The organism is Oceaniglobus roseus, from assembly GCF_002869745.1.
Classification (GTDB): domain Bacteria; phylum Pseudomonadota; class Alphaproteobacteria; order Rhodobacterales; family Rhodobacteraceae; genus Oceaniglobus; species Oceaniglobus roseus.
On record NZ_PNOS01000001.1, the window covers coordinates 31,987 to 51,341 of the forward strand.

Consider the following 19,355-nt stretch of genomic DNA (forward strand, 5'->3'; position numbering starts at 1 on the left):
TCCGAGGTTACTTGTCCAGCAGCGACTCGTCCCGCATCATCGCGGGATCCACCGTGCCCGGCTCGGCCTGGGTGATCGTGGCCTCGCTGGTGATCTTCTCGACCATGGCGGTGATCTTGTTCTGGCGCACGGTGTCTGTCAATTCGTCGCGCACCTCGTCCAGGGTCGGCGCCTCCTTCTGGCGGGTCTCCTGCAGCTTCAGGACGTGCCAGCCGAACTGGGTCTGCACCGGGCCGGAAATCTCGCCCGGTTTCAGGGTCTTCACGGCGTCCTCGAATTCCTTGACCATCATGCCCTCGCTGAACCAGCCAAGGTCGCCGCCGTTCGGGCCGGTCGGGCCCGTCGACTTCTCCTTCGCCAGCTCGGCGAAGTCCTTGCCGCCTTCCAGCGCCGTCACCAGCTCCTTCGCCTCGTCCTCGGTCTTCACCAGGATATGGCTCGCGTGCCACTCGGTCTCGGGGGCGGCGTCGGCATAGGCGGCCTTGTAGGCCTCCTGCAGCTCCTCGTCCGTCACCGGCTCGTCGGCGGCCTGCTGGATCATCTCGCCGGCCAGCAGCGCGCGCCGCTCGTTCTCCAGCGTCAGCGTCGCCCGCTTGTCAGGCTCGCCCGCCGCCTGCTCGAGCGCGGTCTGCTGGATCAGCTGCTGGAGGATCCCGTCGTACAGCACCTGGTCGGGCAGCTGCTTGTACTGCTCGGGCAGGCGGTTCTGAAGCGCGATCATGTGGCCCAGCGTGATGTCCGTGCCGTTCACCGTGGCGACGACCGTATCGGCGTCCTGCGCGGCGAGAGGGGCGGCCAGACCGGCCAGGATGGTTCCCGCAAGGGCGAGTGTGCGAAGATTCGACATCGTTCAGTCCTTCCTGTCGGGTGCAAAGGGGCCCGACGTTGACACCAATCATGGTCCCCCTTACATCGCATCGTGGCCATGAGGGGCGCGTTTCGCAGCCGTGTCTACGGCGCGCTGTCCGGATGGGCAAGCAATCCCCTCACACGAAGCCGTCAGGAGTGAACATGCTGGGTATTGGAACCATCGCGAAAAAGGTCTTCGGCACGCCGAACGACCGCAAGGTCAAGGCCACCCGCCCCCTGGTCGAGCAGATCAACGCGCTGGAGCCGGAGTTCCAGAAACTCACCGACACCCAGATCAAGGAACGGACCGAGGCGCTGGCGCAGCGGGCCATGGGCGGCGAAAGCCTGGACGCGCTGCTGCCCGAAGCCTTCGCCAACTGCCGCGAGGCCGCGAAGCGGGCGCTTGGTCTGCGCGCCTTCGACGTGCAGCTGATGGGCGGCATCTTCCTGCACCAGGGCAACATCGCCGAGATGAAGACAGGCGAGGGCAAGACGCTCGTCGCCACCTTCCCCGCCTACCTGAACGCGCTGACGGGCAAGGGCGTGCATATCGTCACCGTCAACGACTACCTCGTGCGCCGCGATGCCGAGTGGATGGGCAAGGTCTTCGGCATGCTGGGCCTGACCACCGGCGCGGTCTATCCGCAGCAGCCCGAGGACGAGAAGCGCGCGGCCTACAAGGCCGACGTGACCTACGCGACAAACAACGAACTGGGCTTCGACTACCTGCGCGACAACATGAAGTCCGAGCTTTCGGACATGTACCAGCGCGCCCACAACTACGCGATCGTCGACGAGGTGGACTCGATCCTGATCGACGAGGCGCGGACGCCCCTCATCATCTCCGGCCCCTCGCAGGACCGCAGCGAGATGTACATGACCATCGACCGGGTGATCCCGCTGCTGAACGACAGCCACTTCAAGCTGGACGAGAAGACGCGCAACGTCACCTACACCGAGGACGGCAACGAGTTCCTCGAGAACCACCTTGCGGGCGCGGGCATCCTGCCCGAGGGGCAGACGCTCTACGATCCCGAAAGCACCACCATCGTCCACCACGTGAACCAGGGCCTTCGGGCGCACAAGCTGTTCCAGAAGGACAAGGACTATATCGTCCGGAACGGCGAGGTCGTGCTGATCGACGAGTTCACCGGCCGGATGATGGCCGGTCGCCGCCTGTCCGACGGCCTGCACCAGGCCATCGAGGCCAAGGAAGGCGTCAAGATCCAGCCCGAGAACGTGACGCTGGCCTCCGTCACCTTCCAGAACTACTTCCGCCTCTACGACAAGCTCTCGGGCATGACCGGCACGGCCACGACCGAGGCCGAGGAATTCCAGGAGATCTACGGCCTGGGCGTGGTCGAGGTGCCGACCAACCGCCCGATCGCCCGGATCGACGAGCATGACGCGGTCTATCGGACGGCGCGCGAGAAATACGCGGCCATCGTCGAGAACATCAAGGAAGCCAAGGCGAAGGGCCAGCCGGTCCTTGTCGGCACCACCTCGATCGAGAAGTCCGAGTTCCTGTCGAACCTCCTCCAGAAGGAAGGGATCGAGCACAACGTCCTGAACGCCCGCCAGCACGAGCAGGAAGCCCAGATCGTCGCCGACGCGGGCAAGTTCGGCGCCGTCACCATCGCCACCAACATGGCCGGGCGCGGCACCGACATCCAGCTGGGCGGCAACGTCGACATGAAGGTGATGCAGGCCCTCGAGGCCGATCCCGAGGCGCATCCCGACGAGGTGCGCCAGCGGATCGAGGCCGAGGTCGCGGACGAGAAGGCGCGCGTCAAGGAGGTGGGCGGCCTCTACGTCCTCGCCACCGAGCGTCACGAATCCCGCCGGATCGACAACCAGCTGCGCGGCCGGTCCGGCCGCCAGGGCGACCCCGGCAAGTCCTCGTTCTACCTCTCGCTCGAAGACGACCTGATGCGCATCTTCGGCTCCGAGCGGCTGGACAACGTGCTGGGCAAGCTCGGCATGAAGGACGGCGAGGCGATCGTGCACCCCTGGGTGAACAAGTCGCTGGAGAAGGCGCAGGCGAAGGTCGAGGGGCGCAACTTCGACATCCGCAAGCAGCTGCTGAAATACGACGACGTGATGAACGACCAGCGCAAGGTCATCTTCGGCCAGCGCCGCGAGATCATGGAGGCGCAGGACCTGGCCGAGATCGCCGAGGACATGCGCCACCAGGTGATCGACGACCTGGTCGACATCTACATCCCCGCGAAAAGCTATGCCGACCAGTGGGACGGCGAAGGGCTGTACGTCGCCTGTGTCGAGAAGCTGGGGATCGACGTGCCGGTGATGGCTTGGTGCGACGAGGACGGGGTGGACGACACCGTGATCCGCGAGCGGCTGATGAAGGCCAGCGACGAGATGATGGCGTCGAAGGCGGCCCAGTTCGGCCCCGAGAACATGCGCCAGATCGAGAAGCAGGTGCTGCTGCAGGCCATCGACCAGAAATGGCGCGAGCACCTGCTGACGCTGGAGCACCTGCGCTCGGTCGTCGGCTTCCGCGGCTATGCCCAGCGCGATCCGCTGAACGAGTACAAGACCGAAGCCTTCCAGCTGTTCGAAAGCATGCTCGACACGCTTCGCCAGGACGTGACCACGCGCCTCGCCCAGATCCGCCCGATGAGCGAGGAAGAGCAGCGCGCGATGCTCCAGCAGATGATGGCGCAGCGGCAGGCCGCACAGGCGAAGGTCGAGGCCGAGCAGGAGGCGCCGGCCGAGAACCCCGCCACCGGCTTCGTCGAGGAGGATCCCTCGACCTGGGGCAACCCCGGCCGCAACGATCCCTGCCCCTGCGGATCGGGCAAGAAGTTCAAGCACTGCCACGGCGAACTGGTCTGACACCGCCCAGACAAGACCGCGCGATCGCCGAAACAATGCCCTGAAACCGGCCCCATTGTCACCGATCCTGCCCTCCGACCGAAGGGCAGGAGACCGGGCACATGGCAGGGCTGATACGGCGGACGCTTCTGAAAGGGCTGTGCCTCGCGGCATTCGGTCTGATCCTGTCCGACTTCGGCAGCGACCTGATGCAGACCCGCGCCGCGGCCGATCTCGGCCCTGCGCCCACCTCGTCGCAAAGCCTCCTGCGGCCCGGTCCAGCGGGGCCCGTCCTGACCACGGGCGATCTGGCCGCCCCCCTGCGCACCGCCTCGCCACGCCCGAAGCCGCGGCTCGAAACGACCGCCTGCGCCGCAATCCTCACCGCCAGTCCCACGGCGGCGGCGCTGGTCCGTCTTGCGCTGCACGCTCCCTGCGCCCCCGACATGCCGGCAACGCTGCACCACGAAGGCCTGAGCTTCGATCTTCGGACCGACGCCGAGGGCCGCTGGTCGGCCGAGGTGCCCGCCCTGACCCCGGAAGCCGTGTTCGACGTCGCCCTGGCCGGGCGGACCCTGCGCGCCGCGGCCAGCGTGCCCGATGCGGTGGATTATGCCCGCGTGATCCTGCTGGCCGACGACTCGGCACCGCTTCATATCCACGCCCTCGAACTCGGGGCCGGGCGCGACAGCGCCGGTCACGTCTGGGCGGGGACGCCGGGCGCGCCGATGCGCGCGGTGCGCGGCCGCGGCGGCTTCCTGGTGCGGCTCGGAGACGGGGCGGGCGGGCGCAGCGCCGAGGTCTATACCTTCCCGGCCTTCGACACGCTGCGCCGTGGCGCCGTCCGTCTCAGCGTCGAGGCGGAGGTCGATCGGCGGTTCTGCGGACGGCAGGTGTCCGGGACGATCCTCCAGCCTGCGGCCGACGGCGTGCTCTCGGCCATGGCGCTTGCCGTCGACCTGCCGTCCTGCGCGTCGGGCGAACGTACATTGGTGTTGAAAAACCTGCTCCGAGACCTGAAGATCGCCGCAAACTGAAGACCGAGGTTGCAGGCAGCCCATGCAGATCCCCCGCGCGGCGGCCCTCGCCGCGCTATTCCTGTCCCTGGCGCCCGTCGCCGCCGGGGCCGAAGATGTCACCCTCACCGCCCGGGATGGATCGCTTGAACTCTCGGGCAACCTCCTGAGCTTCGACGGCGAGTTCTACCGGGTCGAGACCAAGTACGGCGTGCTGACCCTCGACGGCTCGGGGGTACTGTGCGAGGGGCCGGGATGCCCCGACCTGACCGACTATGTCGCCGAGGTCACGCTTTCTGGCGCGCCCTCCATGGGCGACGTGCTGCTCCCGGTGCTGCTGGAATCCTTCGCCGCGCGCAACGGCTTCACCGTCGCCCGGATCGCCCAGTCCGACATGCGCTTCCGCTACGAGCTGAGCGAGCGGGACGGCGGCCGCCTGGCCGGGCGCTTCACCTTCGACCTCACCAGTTCGTCCGAGGGCTTCGCCGACCTGATCGCGGGCGAGGCCGACATCGCCCTGTCGCTGCGCGAGGTGACGCCGCAGGAGGCCGCCCTTGGCCGCGAGGCGGGACTGGGCGACCTGAACGCCGCCGGACGCTCGCGCATCGCCGCGCTGGACGCGCTGGTGCCGCTGGTCTCGGCCTCCAGCACCCTCACCCGGATCCCCCTCGGCGATCTTGCCGCCGTCTTCCGCGGCGAAATCACCGACTGGAGCGCCTTCGGCGGCCCGGCCGAACCGATCGAGCTGCACCTGCGCAGCGAGAGCTCGGGACTGACCCAGGCCTTCGCCCAGCGCGTGACCCCGGCCGGCGCGCTGGCCCCGGACATCACCTTCCACGACAGCGACGCCGAACTGGCGGACGCGGTCGCCGACAGCCCCTTCGCCCTGGGAGTCGGCAGCTTTTCCGAGATCGGCAACGCCGTACCGCTGCCGATCAGCGGCCCCTGCGGGATCGAATCCGCCGCCACGATCACCGACATCAAGACCGAGGACTATCCGCTGACCGCGCCGCTGTTCCTCTACCTTCCCGGCTATCGCCTGCCGCGGCTGGTGCGCGAGTTCCTGACCTACATCGGCTCTCCGGCGGCCCAGCCGGTGATCCGCCGCGCCGGTTTCGTCGACCAGTTCCCGGGCGCGATCCCGTTCCAGCAACAGGGCGCGCGCTTCGCCAACGCGATCCTGAACGCCGGTGGCGAGGTCGGGCTGGCGGAACTGCAGAAGATGGTGCGGCGGCTGGACGGACACAGCCGCCTGACCGTCACCTTCCGCTTCGAGGGCGGGTCGAGCACGCTGGACGCCCAGTCCCGCTCGAACGTGGCGCTCCTGGCCGAGGCGCTGGAGCGCGGGGTGTTCGACGACCGCACCCTCCTGTTCGCCGGTTTCAGCGACGGGCAGGGTGACGCCACGGTGAACCGCCGCCTTGCGCTGAGCCGCGCCGACACGGTGCGCGATGCCGTGCGCATCGCCGCGCGCACCGTCGATCCGTCACGCATCACGCTCCAGACCGAAGCCTTCGGGGAAGCGTTGCCGATGGCCTGCGACGAGGTCGCCTGGGGCCGCGAGGTGAACCGACGGGTCGAGGTCTGGCTGAAGCAGGAGCGGTGACGGGCGCGGCCCGACCGACCCCCCTTTCGGCCCCGTCTCAGCCCCCGGCCGCGCCGTCCTGCCCACCGCCGACCAGCCGCTGCAACTCCGGGTGGGGGAAGGTACGGGGGGCCGTGACGGCATAGAAGCTTTCGACGATGTCCAGCGGGAAGGGCGCGCTGGCCAGCAGGCCCTGGGCCAGCTCGTCGGCCAGAACCACGGCGGGGGTGATCGCCCGGCCCACGTCGTCGCGCGCCAGAAGGCGCACCATGGCCATGTCGTCCACCACCGCCGCGATGCGCGGCGTCACCCCCAGCCGCGCCGTCAGGCTGTCGAACCCCGTGCGGATCGAGCTTTCCGCCGGCAGGATCATCGGCTCGGACGTCAGCAGATCGGACAGGCTGTCATGGGCAAGGCGCCGCGCGGTGCCGTGGATCGCCACCGGCTGCTCGGCCAGCCGGTGAGCGACGAGGCCCGGAAAGGCGTCGCGCGGCGGCGGTTCGGTCAGCAGGACCACGTCCAGCATCAGCGCCTCGAGCGCCCTCAGCAGCGACCTGCTGTTGCCCGAGGTCAGCACCAGCCCCGCCCCCGGATCCCGAAGCACCGGGCGCAGGAAGCGCAGCTGGAAGTTCCGCGACAGCGTCGACAGCGCCCCGACCCGCAGCGGGGCCGAACTGCGCCCGCCCCCCGCCAAGGTCGCCATCAGGTCGTCTCCCACGTCGAAGATCCGGTCGGCATGGTCCAGCGCGATGCGCCCCGCCTCGGTCAGGGTCAGGGTACGGCCGCTGCGGTCGAACAGCGCGTGGCCCAGGCGGTCCTCCAGCTGTCGGATCTGCGTCGAAAGGGCCGACTGCGACAGGTTCAGCTTCTGCGCCGCGCGAGTCAGGTTGCCCTCGTGGGCGACCTCCTGGAAGTACCGCAGATGGTGAAAGTTCAGCCGCATGACGTTCTATTAATCAGAACGTTTCGCTTCAAACAATGTATTTTTCGCCACTCCCCTCCCCATCTATGTAACGGCGCGTCCCTGTCCCGGAGATCCGCGATGAGCCTGCTTCTGTTCCTGGCCCCCCTTGCCCTCGCCGCCGCCGCCGTCCTGATGGCCCTGCGCCCGCCGCCGCGCGGCGACCGCAGCCTGTGGCTGCCCGAGAGCGCGGCGCTGATGGCGCTGACGGTCGGCATCGTGGCCGCCCTGGCGCTGGCGCTGGACGGTCCCGCGACCAGCCCGCTGATCGGGGTCGCCACGGCGGGCCTGTCGGCGCGGATCGACATCGTCAGCGTGGCGATGATCCTGACCGTCGGCTTCGTCGGCTGGGTCGTGCTGCGCTTCTCCCGCGTGGCGCTGGACGGCGAGGCGCGGCAGCCCGCCTTCATGGGCTGGATGTCGGCCACCATCGCCTGCGTCCTGCTGCTGGTGATCGCCGGGAACCTGCTGCAACTGGCATTCGGCTGGATCGCCACCGGCTGGGCGCTGCAACGGCTGCTGCTCTTCTATCCCGAGCGGCCCCGCGCGCAGCGGGCGGCGCGCAAGAAAGCGATCTGCGGCTTCGCGGCCAGCGCCGCCCTGGTCGCCGCCGCGGCGCTGCTGGCCGCGGGCTTCGGCACGCTCGACATCGCCGAGATCAACGCCGCCGCCCGGGCGGGCGAGGGGGGCGGACCGCTCTGGCTTGCCGCGCTGCTGCTGGCGGTGTCCGCCATCTTCAAGTCGGCCCTGATCCCGACCCACGGGTGGCTGACCGAAGTGATGGAAGCGCCCACCCCGGTCTCGGCCCTGCTGCACGCTGGGGTCGTCAACGGCGGCGGCTTCCTGCTGATCCGCTTCGCCGACGTGCTGCTGACCGCCCCGGGCGTGCTGGCGGTGCTGGCCCTCGTCGGCGGGTTCAGCGCCCTGCTCGCCGCCTCGATCGCGCTGACCCAGCCCGCGGTGAAGACGGCGCTGGCCTGGTCGACCTGCGCGCAGATGGGCTTCATGGTGCTGCAATGCGGGCTGGCCCTGTTCCCGCTCGCGCTGCTGCACATCGTCGCCCATTCCTTCTACAAGGCCCACGCCTTCCTCGTCTCCGGCAACGCGGTGCGCGAGGTGTCGTCGATCCGCCGCCCCGGTCCCGCGGCGGTGCCCGACCTGGCCGCCGTTGCGCGGGCCTTCGGGCTGGCGCTCGGGCTCTACCTCGCCATCGGGCTGGTGTTCGGGCTGGCGACGAAATCGCCCCAGGCCATCGGCCTTGGCGCGATCCTGATCTTCGGCGTCGTCTACCTGGTCGCCCAGGGCCTTGCCGACCGCGCCCCGCGGGCGCTGGCCCTGCGCACCGCGGCGCTGTCCGCCGTGGCGACGGCCGCCTACTTCGCGCTCCAGCACGCGGCAGTCGCCATGTCCGCCGCGACCCTTCCCGCGCCGCCGCCGCCCGACGGGCTGATCTGGGCGACCATCGTGCTGGCCGTCGTGACCTTCGGCATCGCGGCCCTGGCGCAGACCACCTTCCCGCTCTGGGCGGGCCACCCGGCGGCCACCGGGATCCGCGTCCACCTGATGAACGGCCTCTACATCGACACGATCTTCGCCCGGCTTGCCGGCCGCTGGACCCCGCAGAAGGAAGAACTGAGATGAACATGCCCAGAACCTGGTCTGGCCCCGCGCTCGAGACCTTCGCCGCCGCCGGGGCCGCCATCGGCCAGATTCCCCCGGCCTTCCCGCTGGAGGCGACGGCCGCCGTCAACCCCTGGCTGGGACAGACCGGCGAGTCGCGGCTGGCCGCCGCGGCCCGGCTGCGGCGGGTCGGCGGCGGGCGGGTGTTCCTGCCGCGCGCCGAGGCGGCCGCGATGCTCGACTCCGGTCTGCTCACCGACGCCGACCTTGCTGCCGGGGCCGCCGCGCACGGGCTGAGCCCCGAGGATCTGCGCCGCGCGGCCCGGACCGAGCCCGCGCCGGCAGCCCCCCTGCCCAGCATCGCCGACCTCGCCGCCGCGGACAGCGGTATCGACTGGCCGGGCCTGATCGAGGACCGGATCGGTCTCTGGGCGGCGGCGCATTTCGACCGGGGGCAGGCCTTCTGGCCGGCGCCCGAGCAGACCGCCTGGCCCTCGTGGCGCGCCTTCGCCAGCCGCGACCTCACGCCAGGGATCGCCGGTCTGCCGGGCTTCGCCGCGCGGCTGGCCGATGCCCCCGCCGCGTCGCGGCCCGCCCTCGCCGCCTATTGCGAGACGCTGGACCTGTCGGCCGAGGCCGCACCGGCGTACTTCCACCGCCTGCTCGTCACCCTGTCGGGCTGGGCGCAGTATGCCCGCCACCTCGGCTTCATCGCCGAGCGGGACGGGACCGAGGACACGACCGCCTTCGACCTGCTGACGGTGCGCCTGTCCTGGGAGGTGGCGCTGCTCGAGGCGGGGGGGGCGGCGCGGCGCGCGGCCTGGGCGCAGGCGCAGGCCGCTTTCGCCGAGCCCGCCGCGCCCGATGCCGACCTGATCCTCGACGCCGCGCTGCAACAGGCCGTGGACGCTGCGGCCGAACGGCAGCTGGCCGGCACCCTGTCCGAGCCCGCGGCGGAGGCTGGCGCCGGGGCCCCGCCGCTTCAGGCCGCCTTCTGCATCGACACCCGGTCCGAAGTGCTGCGCCGGGCGATCGAGGCGGCGGACGGCGGCGTGCAGACCATCGGCTTCGCGGGCTTCTTCGGTCTGCCGGTGCGCCACCACGGCTTTGCCTCGGACATCGAGGAGGCACGGGCGCCGGTGCTGCTGACGCCCTCCGTCGACACCCGCAGCGGCGGCGACGCGACCGAGGACACCGCCGCCCGGATCCGGCTGCGCACGGTTCGCGCCTGGGGCCGGTTCAAGCGCGCCGCCGTCTCAGGCTTCGCCTATGTCGAGGCGGCGGGGCCGCTCTATGTCTGGAAGCTGTTGCGCGACAGCTTCACCCACGGCGCCGGTCCGAAGGCCGAAGCCGCGCCGCAGCTGGACCTTCCGCTCGACGCCCGGATCGCCACGGCGGGCGCCATCCTTGGCGCGATGTCCCTGACCGAGGGCTTCGCCCGCTTGGTGCTGGTCTGCGGCCACGGTGCGACGGTGACGAACGCGCCCCACGCGAGCGCCCTGCAATGCGGCGCCTGCGGCGGCCACGCGGGCGACGTCAACGCCCGCCTCCTGGCCGGGCTGCTGAACGAGGCGCCCGTGCGCGAAGGGCTGCGGGCGAAGGGCATCCCGATCCCTGCCGAAACCGTCTTCGTCGCCGGGCTTCACGACACGGTGTCCGACGAGGTGCGGCTGTTCGCCGACGGGCTGCCCGCAAGCCACGCCGAAGACCTCGCCCGGCTGCGCCGCGCCCTGGCCGCCGCAGGTCCGGTCGCGCGGACCGAGCGGGCGGCCACCCTGCCCCGCGGCACGGCGGAAGGCCTGGCCGCGCGGGGTCGCACCTGGTCCGAAGTCCGGCCCGAATGGGGTCTGGCCGGGTGCCGGGCCTTCATCGCCGCCCCCCGCAACCGCACCCGCGGGCGCAATCTGGGCGGGCGGGTGTTCCTGCACGACTACAGCTGGCGGCGCGACGACGAGGACGCTGGAACGCTGGAACAGATCCTCGCCGCGCCGGTCGTCGTCGCCAGCTGGATCGCGCTCCAGTACCATGGATCCAGCGTCGCGCCCGAGGCGTTCGGCGCGGGCAACAAGCTGCTGCACAACGTCGTCGGCGGCATCGGCGTGCTGGAAGGCAACGGTGGCGGCCTGCGCACCGGCCTGCCCTGGCAATCGGTCCACGACGGCAGCGCGCTGCGCCACCTCCCCGCCCGGCTGATCGTCGCCGTGGACGCGCCGGAGCCGATGATCGCGAAGGTCCTCGCCCGGCGGCCCGACGTGGCGGCGCTGTTCGACAACGGCTGGCTGACGCTCTGTGCGCTGGACAAGGCGGGCGGGCTGGGGCGGCGGTGGGACCGGGGGCGCTGGCGCGCCCGCGACGCCGCAGCCTCGCCGCTGCCCGACGCCGCATGACCCTGCGCCCGTAACCGCACCGGTGCCCGCGCCGGGGCGCACAAAAAGGCGGCAGTCCCGGAAAACGGGGCTGTCGCGGCCGGATTGCACGACAATGCATTGACCGGGAGCCCCCTCCCGCGGCAGAGAAGGGGAAAGCGGCATCGGCCGCATGGCATTCGCGCCCCGTTTCCGCATCGCCCCGGCGATCGCGGTGCGGGGCGTTTTTCGTTGAGGGAGACCCGCCGCGTGAGAACGCCCGTCGATATCGGCCTGCTCTATTCCCAGGGTGGCAGCTATGGCCAGATGTCGCGCGCCTGCCGCGACGGGGCGCTGGCCGCCATCGCCGACGTCAACGCCGATCCCGGGTCTCGCCTGACCCTGACCCCGGTCGAGGCCGATCCGAAGGGCAACCTCGATCTTTACGAACCGCTCTGCGCCCGGATCCTCGCCGAAAGCGCCGCCCGCCATGTCGTCGGCTGCATCACCTCCTCCTCGCGGAAGGAGGTGATCCCGGCGCTGGAACGCGGCCGCGGCGTGCTGTGGTACGCCTGCCCGCACGAGGGGTTCGAGACCTCGGATCGCGTCGTCTATACCCATGCCTGCCCGAACCAGCACCTGCTGCCGCTGCTGCACTGGGCGGTGCCGCGCTTCGGGCGGCGCGCCTTCCTGACCGGCTCGAACTACATCTGGGGCTGGGAGATGAACCGCGTCGCCCGCGAGACGCTGACCGCGCAGGGCGGCGCCGTGCTGGGCGAGCGTTATCTCGCGGTGGGCGACACCGGCATCGCCCGGCTGGTGGCCGAGATCGCGGCGCTGCGCCCCGACTTCGTGCTGAACAACCTGATCGGCGACAGCTCCCATGCCTTCCTCGCCGCCATGGCCGAACTGCGGCAGGCCGATCCCGCCTTCGCCGGGGACGCCTGCCCGGTGCTGTCCTGCAACCTCACCGAATGCGAACTGCCGGTCCTGGGCCGGGCCGCCGAGGGGCTGATCGCGGTCGGGCCCCATTTCGCGGGCGAACGGGGCTGGCGCGCCGCGACCGATTCCGGCGCCGATTCCTCGTACGAGGCCGCGGCCTATGGCGCGGTCCGGATGCTGGCCCGCCTGATCGAGGAGACGGGGCCCGACGCCGACCTCGCCACCCTGCTGGCCAGCCCCGCCGCCCGCGACTTCGGGCTGGACGCCGAGACCCACCACATGCGCCTGCCGGTGCTGATCGCCCGCGTCACGAACGGACGGTTCGAGGTGATCGAGCGCGCGGGGCAGGTGGTGGCCGATCCCTACCTGACCCGGCGCGAACGCTGGCCCGCCGCGCCGCGTCCGGCGCTGAGGGCGGTGCCATGATCCGCCGCCTGCCGACGCCCGAACTCGGCGGCGCAACCGCGCTGATCCTGCACCGGCCCCACGCGACGGTGCAGGCGCTCACCCGCCAGCTCTCCGCCATCGGCCTGCGCCCCGCCCACGACTGGCCCGAGCCGGGAGCGGCCGCGCTGGCCGCCGACTTCGTCTTCTTCGATGCCGACCTCTGCCACGACGCGATGTTTCCCTGGCCCGCGGGACGCGCGCCGATGCCGCTGATCGCGCTGATCGGGTCAGAGGCGCCGGGGCGGATCGAATGGGCGCTGTCCGCCGGGGCCGATGCGCAGATGCTGAAGCCCGTGGGCGACGGCGGCGTCTATTCCGCCCTGCTGATCGCCCGCCAGTCCTTCGAGACGCGCCGCCGCCTGGCCGACGAGATCGCGGGACTGAAGGCGCGGCTGGCCGAGCGGCAGACGGTCGTGAAGGCCGTCCTGCTCCTGGCCGCGCGGGGCAAGACCGAGGCCGAGGCCTATGACCAGCTCCGCGCCTTGGCCATGGCCTGGCAGGTGACGATCGAGGAAGCCGCCCGCCGCATCGCCGAGCCCCCGGAAGCCCCGGAAGAGGGAGGCGCAGATGTCCGCCGCCGCTGATCCCGCCGCGCCCCGGCCCCGCTCGGCCCTCCGGCGCCTAGCGCGGCGCAAGCTGGCCGTCCTGGGTCTTGTGCTGATCGTCCTCACGGTGCTCGGCGCGATCTTCGCGCCCTGGCTCACCCCCTATGACCCGAACGAGCAGATGTTCGACGGCCTCACCATCACCGGCGCCCCCATGCCGCCGGGCGGGCAGTTTCCGCTGGGCACCGACCTTCTGGGCCGCGACCTGCTGACGCGAATCCTCTACGGCGCGCGCACGTCCCTCATCATCGGCATCGTCGCCAACGGCATCGCGCTGGTCATCGGCACCGTGGTGGGCGTCACCGCGGGCTATGTCCGCGGACTGACGGGCGCCGTGCTGATGCGGTTCACCGACCTGATGATGGCCTTCCCGGCGCTGCTGCTCGCCATCTGCCTTGCCGCGATCTTCTCGCCCTCGCTCTGGATCGTCGCCATGGTCATCGCCATCGTGAACTGGGTGCAGACGGCGCGGGTGCTCTATACCGAGACGACGTCGCTGGCGGAACGCGAGTTCATCGCGGCCGAAAGGACCCTCGGCGCCGGGCACATGCGGATCCTGCTGCGCCACATCCTGCCCCACCTCGTGCCGATGATCATCGTCTGGGGCACGCTCGGGATCTCGACCACCGTGCTGCTGGAGGCGACGCTGAGCTTCCTCGGCATCGGCGTGCAGCCCCCGACGGCAAGCTGGGGCAACATCATCTTCGAGAACCAGACCTATTTCCAGGCCGCCCCCTGGCTGGTCTTCTTCCCCGGCATGGCGATCCTGATCCTCGCCCTGTCCTTCAACCTCCTCGGCGACGCCCTGCGCGACGTGCTGGACCCGACACAGCGGGGACGCGACTGATGGCCGCCTACCTTGTCCGCCGCCTGCTGGTATCGCTCCTGATCCTCCTCGGCGTGTCCTTCATCACCTTCGTCCTGCTCTACGCCCTTCCGGCGGACCCGGTGCGCCAGATCGCGGGCCGCTCGGCCACCGCCCAGACGGTCGAGAACATCCGCGCCCAGCTTGGCCTCGACCAGCCGCTGATGGTCCAGTACTGGCGCTATCTCACCGGCCTCGTGCAGGGCGACCTCGGGCGCAGCTACCTGCAGCGCTCCGAGGTGTCCGAGCTGATCGCCGCCCGCCTCCCCGCCACCCTTCTGCTCATGGCAGGCGCCATCGGCTGCGAGCTGATCCTCGGCCTGACCATGGGCATCGTCGCGGCACTGAAGCGCGGCAGCGCCACCGACAACACCCTGATGATCGCCAGCTTCGTCGGCGTCTCGGCCCCGCAGTTCGTCGTCGGCCTGCTGCTGCTCTACGTCTTCGCGGTGCAGCTCAAGTGGTTCCCCATCGGCGGCTACGGCACCCTTGCCCACCTCGTCCTGCCCTCGGTGACACTCGGGATCATGGGCTCGGGGTGGTATTCGCGCATGATGCGCTCGTCCATGGTGGACGTGCTGCGCGCCGACTACATCCGCACCGCCCGCGCCAAGGGACTGACCCGTGCCCGCGTCATCCTGCGCCATGCCCTGCCGAACGCGATCCTGCCGATCATCGCCATGATCGGCATCGACATCGGCATCTTCATGGGCGGGATCGTGGTGGTGGAATCCGTCTTCGGCTGGCCCGGCATCGGCCAGCTGGCCTGGCAGGCGATCCAGCGCGTCGACATCCCGATTATCATGGGCGTCACGCTTGTCTCGGCCTGCGCCATCGTGCTCGGCAATCTCTTGGCCGATCTCGTCACCCCGTTCATCGACCCGCGCATCCGACTGCGCTGAACCCATAAACCAACAGGAGGAAGACAATGAGGAAACTGCTTGCCACCACCGCGCTTCTGGCCGCCATGGCCGGGGCGCCCGCGCTTGCCCAGGACTACACGCCCGATCCGAACGCCAAGGAAGGCGGGTCGATCACCATCACCTACAAGGACGACGTGGCCACCCTGGACCCCGCCATCGGCTACGACTGGCAGAACTGGTCGATGATCAAGTCGATCTTCGACGGCCTGATGGACTATGTCCCCGGCACCACCGACCTGCGCCCGGGCCTTGCCGAAAGCTACGAGATTTCGGACGACGGCATGACCTACACGTTCAAGCTGCGTCCCGGCGTCAAATTCCACAACGGCCGCGAGATGACGGCCGAGGACGTGAAATACTCGCTGAACCGCGTCACCAACCCGACGACGCAAAGCCCCGGCGCGGGCTTCTTCGGCGCGATCGAGGGCTATGACGCCATGGCCGACGGTTCGGCCACCGAACTGTCGGGCGTCTCGACCCCCGGCGAAAGCACGGTCGTCATCAAGCTTTCCCGCCCCGACGCGACCTTCCTGCACGTCATGGCGCTGAACTTCGCCTCGGTCGTGCCGCAGGAGGCCGTCGAGGCGGCCGGGGCCGACTTCGGCAAGCAGCCCGTGGGCACCGGCGCCTTCAAGCTGGCCGAGTGGACCATCGGCCAGCGGCTGGTGTTCGAGAAGAACGCCGACTACTGGCGCGAGGGCATCCCCTATCTCGACCAGATCACCTTCGAGGTCGGGCAGGAGCCCATCGTCGCCCTCCTCCGCCTCCAGAACGGCGAGGTCGACGTGCCGGGCGACGGCATCCCGCCCGCGAAGTTCGTCGAGGTGATGAACGACCCCGAGCAGGCGGCGCGCGTCGTCGAGGGCGGGCAGCTGCACACCGGCTATATCACCATGAACGTCACCATGCCGCCCTTCGACGACGTGAAGGTGAGGAAGGCGGTGAACATGGCGATCAACAAGGAGCGGATCATCCAGATCATCAACGGCCGTGCCGTGCCCGCCACCCAGCCGCTGCCGCCGTCGATGCCGGGCTATACGGAGGGCTACGAAGGCTACAAGTACGACGTCGAGGGCGCCAAGGCGCTGCTGGCCGAGGCCGGGCATCCCGACGGGTTCGAGACCGAGCTCTTCGTGATGAACACCGACCCGAACCCGCGGATCGCGCAGGCGATCCAGCAGGACCTGTCGCAGATCGGCATCAAGGCCTCGATCCAGTCCCTCGCCCAAGCCAACGTCATCGCGGCCGGAGGCGAGAAGGACCAGGCGCCGATGATCTGGTCGGGCGGCATGGCCTGGATCGCCGACTTCCCGGATGCCTCGAACTTCTACGGCCCGATCCTGGGCTGTGCGGGCGCGGTGCAGGGCGGCTGGAACTGGTCGTGGTACTGCAACGAGGAGCTGGACAAGGAGGCGGCCGAGGCCGACTCCATGGCCGACCCGGCACAGAAGGACGCGCGGCTGGCGAAGTGGTCCGACGTCTACATGAAGATCATGGAGGACGCGCCCTGGGTGCCGGTGTTCAACGAGCAGCGCTATACCATGAAGTCGGCCCGCATGGGCGGTGACGACGCGCTCTACGTCGATCCGGTGTCGATTCCGGTCAACTACGACTACGTCTACGTGACCGAGTAAGACCATGTGCAAGGCCTGCGACTACACCATCCACGGCGCGCAGCACCATTTCGGCTGGGACAATTCCATTGCCCCGGTCGAAAGGGTGGCGCCCGGATCCACGATCCTGTTCCACTGCAAGGATTCCTCGGCGGGCCAGCTTGGCCCGTCGTCCACCGTCGCCGACGTCTCGGCGCTGGACTTCGGCAAGATCAACCCGGTCTCGGGGCCGATCTTCGTCGAAGGGGCCGAGCCCGGCGATGCGCTGAAGGTCACCATCGAAAGCTTCGCCCCCCGCCGCGAGAACGGCAAGGGCTGGGGCTGGACGGCGAACATCCCGGGGTTCGGCCTGCTGGCCGACCAGTTCACCGACCCGGCGTTGCAGGTCTGGACCTATGACGCCGACACCCTCGCCCCCGCGCTTTACTGGGACGAGGGCGCGGTGCCGCTGAAGCCGTTCTGCGGCACCATCGGCAACGCGCTGGCCGAGCCGGGGCTGCACTCCATCGTCCCGCCGCGCCGGGTGGGCGGCAACATGGACATCCGCGACCTCGCCGCAGGGACCGAGCTGTACCTGCCGGTGGAAGTCGCGGGCGCGCTGTTCAGCGTCGGCGACACCCACGCGGCGCAAGGGGATGGCGAGGTCTGCGGCACCGCCATCGAAAGCCCGATGGACGCGGTGCTGACGCTCGACCTCGTGAAGGGTGCGAACCTGAAGATGCCGCGCTTCACCACGCCGGGACCGGTGACGCGCCACCTCGACTCCAAGGGCTACGAGGTGACGACGGGCATCGGGCCGGACCTGATGAGCGCGGCGAAGGACGCGGTCTCGGGCATGATCGACCTCCTCTGCGCCACCCGGCAGATGGCGGCGGTCGACGCCTACATGCTGGTCTCGACCTGCGGCGATCTCAGGATTTCCGAGATCGTCGACATGCCGAACTGGGTCGTCAGCTTCTACTTCCCGCGCTGCGTCTTCGAATGAGCGGCGATGCGAAAACCTCCGGGGCGCCCGTCGCCCCGGACACCGTCCTCTCGGTCGAGGGGCTGTCGGTCTCGGTCCGCACCGAGGCCGGGCCGAAGGTGCTGGTCGACAGTCTCTCCTTCACCCTGAACCGGGGCGAGACGCTGGCCATCGCGGGCGAATCAGGGTCGGGCAAGTCCCTGACCTCCCTCGCCGTGATGGGCCTGCTGCCGCCCCCGGCGGTCCACGTCTCGGCAGGGCGGATCCTGCTGAAGGGCACCGACCTGCTGTCCCTGCCCGAGGGAAAGATGCGGGCCATCCGCGGCGACCGCATCGCGATGATCTTCCAGGAGCCCATGACCTCGCTGAACCCGGTGCTGACCGTCGGGAAACAGCTGACCGAGGCCATCGAGGCCCACGAGACCCTGCCCCGCGGACAGGCCCGCGCCCGCGCGCTGGAGGCGCTGAAGGCCGTGCGCATGTCGCAGCCCGAACGGCGGCTGAAGCAATATCCCCACGAACTATCCGGCGGAATGCGCCAGCGGGTGATGATCGCCATGGCCGTCGCGCTGCGCCCCGACATCCTGATCGCCGACGAGCCGACGACGGCCCTCGACGTCACCGTGCAGCGCGAGGTGCTGGAGCTGCTCCGCGACCTGCAGCGCGACCTCGGCACCGCCATCATCCTCATCACCCACGACATGGGCGTGGTGGCCGAGATGGCCGACCGCGTGGTGGTGATGCAGGCCGGTCGCATGGTCGAGCAGGGGCCGGTGCGGCAACTGTTCGCCGCCCCGAAGCAGCCCTATACGCGCGCCCTCCTCGACGCCGTGCCGCGGATGGGCAACGGCGGCGCGCCTGTGAAGGCGCCGACGACCGAGCCGCTGGTACGGGTCCGCGACCTGAAGGTCCGCTTCGACATCCGGGGCGGCGTGCTGAACACCGTGCAGGCCCATGTCCATGCCGTCGCCGGGGTCAGCTTCGACATCCGGCCGGGCGAGACCTTCTCGCTCGTCGGCGAATCCGGCTGCGGCAAGTCCACCATCGCCAAGGCCATGGTCGGCCTCGTCCCCTTCACCGGCACGATCGAGGTGGCGGGCCGCGCCGTCGCGTCGGACCAGCGGCGCAGCGGCGCGGCCTTCCGGGACGTGCAGATGATCTTCCAGGATCCCATGGCCTCGCTCGACCCGAGGATGCGGGTGGGCGACCTCGTGGCCGAACCGCTGGTGATCCACGGCATCGGCTCTCCGGTCGAGCGGCGCGCGAAGACCGCCGAACTGTTCGAACGCGTCGGCCTGGAGCGCGACCAGATCGACCGCTACCCGCACGAGTTCTCGGGCGGCCAGCGCCAGCGCATCTGCATCGCCCGCGCGCTGGCGCTGCAACCGAAGCTCATCATCGCCGACGAATCCGTCTCGGCACTCGACGTCTCGGTGCAGGCCCGCGTGCTGGCCCTGCTGGAGGCGCTGAAGACCGAGTTCGGCATCGCCTACCTGTTCATCAGCCACGACATGGCGGTGGTCGAGAACATTTCCGACCGCGTCGCCGTCATGCACCTCGGCCAGATCGTCGAAACCGGCACCCGCGCGCAGATCTTCGGCGCGCCGAAGCACCCTTATACGAAGACCCTGATCGAGGCCGTGCCGGTGCCCGACCCCACGCACCAGCGCAAACCCTCGCAGCGTCCCGCGGGCGAGGTGCCGAGCCCGGTGCTGCCCCGCGGCGTCCTGCCCCAGCGGATCCTGCTGAAGGACACGGGCGACGGCCACCTCGCCGCGGTCTGAC

The 19,355-nt window shown here is 70.1% G+C and carries 14 protein-coding genes; 12 read left to right on the plus strand and 2 right to left on the minus strand.

What is annotated here, in order from left to right; translation table 11 throughout:
• Positions 1 to 7: 7 nt before the first annotated feature.
• Entirely contained in the window at positions 8 to 847 is an 840-nt protein-coding gene (locus tag A7B20_RS00145) for a peptidylprolyl isomerase (protein WP_102106519.1), read from the minus strand.
• A 164-nt stretch (positions 848 to 1,011) separates the two neighbouring features.
• Between A7B20_RS00145 and secA the strand changes: the two genes are divergently transcribed.
• The 3 genes from secA (at position 1,012) to A7B20_RS00160 (ending at position 6,306) form a co-directional block, all read left to right on the plus strand.
• Positions 1,012 to 3,705 carry a preprotein translocase subunit SecA gene (secA, locus tag A7B20_RS00150; protein WP_102106520.1) on the plus strand — a complete coding sequence of 898 codons (2,694 nt, stop codon included), beginning with the start codon at positions 1,012 to 1,014 and terminating at the stop codon, positions 3,703 to 3,705.
• A gap of 101 nt (positions 3,706 to 3,806) precedes the next feature.
• Positions 3,807 to 4,721, plus strand: coding sequence for a hypothetical protein (locus A7B20_RS00155; protein ID WP_102106521.1), 915 nt, complete (start codon positions 3,807 to 3,809; stop codon positions 4,719 to 4,721).
• Positions 4,722 to 4,743: 22 nt separating this feature from the next.
• Positions 4,744 to 6,306 carry a phosphate ABC transporter substrate-binding/OmpA family protein gene (locus tag A7B20_RS00160; RefSeq protein WP_102106522.1) on the plus strand — a complete coding sequence of 521 codons (1,563 nt, stop codon included), beginning with the start codon at positions 4,744 to 4,746 and terminating at the stop codon, positions 6,304 to 6,306.
• A gap of 37 nt (positions 6,307 to 6,343) precedes the next feature.
• Here the strand turns inward: A7B20_RS00160 and A7B20_RS00165 are convergent, their stop codons facing one another.
• Positions 6,344 to 7,228, minus strand: a complete 885-nt coding sequence (locus A7B20_RS00165; protein ID WP_102106523.1) for a LysR family transcriptional regulator — start codon at positions 7,226 to 7,228, stop codon at positions 6,344 to 6,346.
• A 99-nt stretch (positions 7,229 to 7,327) separates the two neighbouring features.
• On the opposite strand from A7B20_RS00165, the gene A7B20_RS00170 reads away from it, so the two are divergent.
• From A7B20_RS00170 to A7B20_RS00210, 9 genes are all read left to right on the plus strand, one after another.
• On the plus strand, positions 7,328 to 8,887 hold the full coding sequence (locus A7B20_RS00170) for a proton-conducting transporter transmembrane domain-containing protein (RefSeq protein WP_102106524.1): 1,560 nt from the start codon (positions 7,328 to 7,330) through the stop codon (positions 8,885 to 8,887).
• Positions 8,884 to 11,253: a YbcC family protein gene (locus A7B20_RS00175; RefSeq protein WP_102106525.1), complete on the plus strand. Its 2,370-nt coding sequence runs from the start codon at positions 8,884 to 8,886 to the stop codon at positions 11,251 to 11,253. Before A7B20_RS00170 ends, A7B20_RS00175 begins: the two co-directional genes overlap by 4 nt.
• A gap of 228 nt (positions 11,254 to 11,481) precedes the next feature.
• Positions 11,482 to 12,579, plus strand: coding sequence for a transporter substrate-binding protein (locus A7B20_RS00180; protein ID WP_102106526.1), 1,098 nt, complete (start codon positions 11,482 to 11,484; stop codon positions 12,577 to 12,579).
• Positions 12,576 to 13,184 (plus strand): ANTAR domain-containing response regulator, encoded by a 609-nt coding sequence (locus A7B20_RS00185; protein ID WP_102106527.1) that lies wholly within the window; start codon positions 12,576 to 12,578, stop codon positions 13,182 to 13,184. The genes A7B20_RS00180 and A7B20_RS00185 overlap by 4 nt, the downstream gene beginning before the upstream one ends.
• Positions 13,168 to 14,052 (plus strand): ABC transporter permease, encoded by an 885-nt coding sequence (locus A7B20_RS00190; protein WP_102106528.1) that lies wholly within the window; start codon positions 13,168 to 13,170, stop codon positions 14,050 to 14,052. Before A7B20_RS00185 ends, A7B20_RS00190 begins: the two co-directional genes overlap by 17 nt.
• Entirely contained in the window at positions 14,052 to 14,972 is a 921-nt protein-coding gene (locus A7B20_RS00195; RefSeq protein ID WP_102106529.1) for an ABC transporter permease, read from the plus strand. Before A7B20_RS00190 ends, A7B20_RS00195 begins: the two co-directional genes overlap by 1 nt.
• Before the next feature lie 26 nt (positions 14,973 to 14,998).
• Positions 14,999 to 16,627 (plus strand): ABC transporter substrate-binding protein, encoded by a 1,629-nt coding sequence (locus A7B20_RS00200; RefSeq protein WP_102106530.1) that lies wholly within the window; start codon positions 14,999 to 15,001, stop codon positions 16,625 to 16,627.
• Positions 16,628 to 16,631: 4 nt separating this feature from the next.
• Positions 16,632 to 17,591 (plus strand): acetamidase/formamidase family protein, encoded by a 960-nt coding sequence (locus A7B20_RS00205; RefSeq protein ID WP_102106531.1) that lies wholly within the window; start codon positions 16,632 to 16,634, stop codon positions 17,589 to 17,591.
• Entirely contained in the window at positions 17,588 to 19,354 is a 1,767-nt protein-coding gene (locus A7B20_RS00210; protein ID WP_102106532.1) for an ABC transporter ATP-binding protein, read from the plus strand. Before A7B20_RS00205 ends, A7B20_RS00210 begins: the two co-directional genes overlap by 4 nt.
• The last annotated feature ends 1 nt before the right edge of the window (position 19,355 follow it).

Excerpts from the sequence above, each read along its gene's own strand:
- A7B20_RS00185 (WP_102106527.1), top strand. The coding sequence starts at position 12,576 with ATGATCCGCCGCCTGCCGACGCCCGAACTCGGCGGCGCAACCGCGCTG.
- A7B20_RS00165 (WP_102106523.1), bottom strand. The coding sequence starts at position 7,228 with ATGCGGCTGAACTTTCACCATCTGCGGTACTTCCAGGAGGTCGCCCAC.
- A7B20_RS00155 (WP_102106521.1), top strand. The coding sequence starts at position 3,807 with ATGGCAGGGCTGATACGGCGGACGCTTCTGAAAGGGCTGTGCCTCGCG.
- A7B20_RS00145 (WP_102106519.1), bottom strand. The coding sequence starts at position 847 with ATGTCGAATCTTCGCACACTCGCCCTTGCGGGAACCATCCTGGCCGGT.
- A7B20_RS00205 (WP_102106531.1), top strand. The coding sequence starts at position 16,632 with ATGTGCAAGGCCTGCGACTACACCATCCACGGCGCGCAGCACCATTTC.
- A7B20_RS00160 (WP_102106522.1), top strand. The coding sequence starts at position 4,744 with ATGCAGATCCCCCGCGCGGCGGCCCTCGCCGCGCTATTCCTGTCCCTG.
- A7B20_RS00175 (WP_102106525.1), top strand. The coding sequence starts at position 8,884 with ATGAACATGCCCAGAACCTGGTCTGGCCCCGCGCTCGAGACCTTCGCC.
- A7B20_RS00170 (WP_102106524.1), top strand. The coding sequence starts at position 7,328 with ATGAGCCTGCTTCTGTTCCTGGCCCCCCTTGCCCTCGCCGCCGCCGCC.
- A7B20_RS00210 (WP_102106532.1), top strand. The coding sequence starts at position 17,588 with ATGAGCGGCGATGCGAAAACCTCCGGGGCGCCCGTCGCCCCGGACACC.
- A7B20_RS00195 (WP_102106529.1), top strand. The coding sequence starts at position 14,052 with ATGGCCGCCTACCTTGTCCGCCGCCTGCTGGTATCGCTCCTGATCCTC.
- A7B20_RS00200 (WP_102106530.1), top strand. The coding sequence starts at position 14,999 with ATGAGGAAACTGCTTGCCACCACCGCGCTTCTGGCCGCCATGGCCGGG.
- A7B20_RS00190 (WP_102106528.1), top strand. The coding sequence starts at position 13,168 with ATGTCCGCCGCCGCTGATCCCGCCGCGCCCCGGCCCCGCTCGGCCCTC.
- secA (WP_102106520.1), top strand. The coding sequence starts at position 1,012 with ATGCTGGGTATTGGAACCATCGCGAAAAAGGTCTTCGGCACGCCGAAC.